The 2,661-nt window shown below is 56.6% G+C and carries 5 protein-coding genes; 3 read left to right on the forward strand and 2 right to left on the reverse strand.

The window, feature by feature from the left end:
• Positions 1-241 (forward strand): LysR substrate-binding domain-containing protein (locus AC1DLB_RS27130; protein ID WP_477786016.1); only part of this gene is annotated, 241 nt, incomplete at its 5' end.
• 6 nt (positions 242-247) lie between these two features.
• On the opposite strand, the gene AC1DLB_RS27135 is transcribed toward AC1DLB_RS27130, so the two are convergent.
• The gene (locus AC1DLB_RS27135; protein ID WP_477744325.1) at positions 248-649 is read right to left on the reverse strand and encodes a DUF1801 domain-containing protein; all 402 of its coding nucleotides are present in this window, start codon (positions 647-649) and stop codon (positions 248-250) included.
• A 164-nt stretch (positions 650-813) separates the two neighbouring features.
• On the opposite strand from AC1DLB_RS27135, the gene AC1DLB_RS27140 reads away from it, so the two are divergent.
• Positions 814-1,377, forward strand: coding sequence for a histidine phosphatase family protein (locus AC1DLB_RS27140; RefSeq protein WP_082920833.1), 564 nt, complete (start codon positions 814-816; stop codon positions 1,375-1,377).
• A 329-nt stretch (positions 1,378-1,706) separates the two neighbouring features.
• Entirely contained in the window at positions 1,707-2,192 is a 486-nt protein-coding gene (locus AC1DLB_RS27145; RefSeq protein ID WP_018928243.1) for an adenosine-specific kinase, read from the forward strand.
• Between the two features lie 48 nt (positions 2,193-2,240).
• Here the strand turns inward: AC1DLB_RS27145 and AC1DLB_RS27150 are convergent.
• On the reverse strand, positions 2,241-2,661 hold a 421-nt coding region (locus AC1DLB_RS27150; RefSeq protein WP_477786017.1), incomplete at its 5' end, for a MinD/ParA family ATP-binding protein.

The following is a 2,661-nucleotide window of genomic DNA, read 5'->3' on the forward strand; positions in this document are numbered from 1 at the left end:
CAATTGGGCGCTGGAAGGTCATGGGATTCTGCTGCGGGCCGAATGGGACATCGCCCGCTACGTGCGCAGTGGCCGTTTGCGCCTGGTGCTGGAGGACCAGACACCGACCCGCGCCGATGTCTATGCCATCTACCCGCAACAGTTGCACCTGTCGGCGCGAGTGCGCAGCCTGATCGATTTTCTGGTCGAGCGTTTCAAGCACATCGATCACTTGGATGAACCGGAATCTGTGCTCGACTGAACGGCGCTACGACAGATTGAGTGCCACGGCGGCGCGGATCAGCGCCTTCAAGGCTGTTTCATCAATCCGGTCGCCCTCATGAATATCGATGGCACGCCGGGTGTTGCCATCGAGGCTGGCGTTGAACAGTCCTGAAGGGTCTTCCAGCGAGGCGCCCTTGGCGAACGTCATCTTCACCGCATTCTTGTACGTCTCGCCGGTGCAGATGATGCCGGCATGGGACCACACCGGAACACCCCGCCACTTCAACTCCTCGACCACATCGGGGTCGGCCTGTTTGATGAGCGCTCGAACCCGAGCGAGCGTCGCGCCCCGCCAATCATCCAATGCCTTGATTTTCGCCTCAATCAGCGCAGAGGCAGAGCCTTGCCCCTCAGTGTCCTTTGAACCGGCCGTCTCCTTGCTCATGGTGGTTATCCCTCTTCATAATGATTGTCGCTCGCCTGCCTCTGGAGTATCGCTGACAGAACTACAACGCAGCCGCTGCAGTTTGACCCACAACGGGGCGTTTGCCTTCAAATCTCCGATGAGTGCAACCACTCACGGAATAGCAAAACAAGGACGTAGCAACAGTGGAAAAGGAAATTATCTTGATGCGTCATGGCCAGCCAGATCTGGCCGTGCAAGACAAAGTTTCAGCGCGCGATATGAAACGCTGGATCGAGCAATACGACCTGTCAGAAATCATCGACCAACCCGCCCCGCAATCGAGTGTGGCGCTGGCGCGTACCGCCAGAATGATCGTGTCGAGCAGTGCGCCCCGGGCGCTGACGTCGGTTCGAGCGCTAGGCCTTCAAGCCAGCGTTGTCGATGATATGTTCTGCGAAGCGCAACTGCCCCATGGACGATGGACACTGCCGCGCCTTTCACCGTTTACGTGGGCATTTATTCTTCGTGTTTTATGGTTGTGCGGTTTCTCGGGGAAGGTCGAGTCAGCCAGTAAGGCCAGAATGCGCGCCAATACGGCAGCTCAACGGCTTCAATCCCTTGCCGACGAAGGGCCTGTTTTACTGCTCGGTCATGGAATAATGAATCGAATGATTGCCAAGCACCTGGAGGCTACCGGATGGATTCGCCATACCAGCAATGGTAACCAGTACTGGAGCGCGACGGCCTATCGTATGAAACCGCGTTAAGGTACGACGACAGCCACAGACTGAATCCTGGCGCCCTGGCTGGTGGTCAAATTGGAGCTAATATTCATCTGTATTCCTCTGCAAAGGACTGCAATCAGGAGCCGGCTCAAGTTACTGACCAAATGGAATCGCATGATCGTGCGGTTGCAGATCGAGCACGAAATCAGTGCCCGGGATTTCGAGAAGTTCAGCTGGAAACTGGGCATCCCTTGAGGAGACTGGGTGATGTTCGCATCCACCCGGAGACACAGCCAGAGGAGCAGGAGATCGTCCCGGCTTGAATAGAGGCCCGATGCCGGTCCGCGACATCGTGACAGGAGGCGTTTGAGATGCAACTCATCACGTTGAAAATCGACAAACCGGAAGCGACGAATTTCATCTTTGGTCAGACGCACTTCATCAAGTCCGTTGAAGACCTCCACGAAGCGTTGATAAACGCCGTGCCAGGTATCCAGTTTGGCGTGGCTTTTTGTGAAGCCTCCGGCAAATGCCTGGTGCGATGGTCTGGCACCAATACCGCCATGATCGAGCTTGCGCAGAAAAACGCGCAAGCCATCGCCGCCGGCCATAGCTTCATCATTTTCCTCGGCGACGGTTTCTATCCGCTGAACGTGTTGAACGCCGTCAAAATGGTGCCAGAGGTGTGCCGCATTTTTTGTGCAACAGCCAATCCAACCGAAGTGATTCTTGCCGAGACGGAGCAGGGACGCGCGATCCTGGGCGTCGTGGATGGCTTCTGTGCCGATGGCATTGAAGGCGACGAAGACATCCTGTGGCGCAAGAATTTGTTGCGGCAGATTGGCTACAAGCTGTGAAACACGTTTCGCGGCTGAGCTAACGATGGGCTGCCGCCGTCGACAGCCTCACCTGCCGGAATTATGCACGAGTTGCTCAACGAAGAACTCCACGTGCCCTCTCGGATGAGTCGGCAATGGCCAGCTGTCGACGTTGTGAGCAAGAGCCTGGAAAGCTTGAGCACACTTGGAACGAGGGAAGGCTTCAAACACTGCGCGTCCCTTCTGCACGGCTTTGTGCGCACTTTCGTCGTTCGGCACCGCGCCGACGTATTGCAGCGAGACATCCAGGAACATTTCGGTAATCTTTTCCAGCTTGGCAAACAGATTGCGGCCTTCCGCCGGACTGCCCGTCATGTTGGCCAGCACGCGAAAACGCTGCAGACCGTAGTTCAGGTTGAGCAACTTGATCAGCCCGTAGGCGCCGCTGATCGAGGTGGGTTCATCGCACACCACCACCAGCACTTCCTGAGACGCGCGGATGAAATTG

The organism is Pseudomonas sp. 05N434, from assembly GCF_056396965.1.

Coding starts and splice junctions, on each gene's coding strand:
- AC1DLB_RS27135 (WP_477744325.1), bottom strand. CDS start 649: ATGAGCAAGGAGACGGCCGGTTCAAAGGACACTGAGGGGCAAGGCTCT.
- AC1DLB_RS27145 (WP_018928243.1), top strand. CDS start 1,707: ATGCAACTCATCACGTTGAAAATCGACAAACCGGAAGCGACGAATTTC.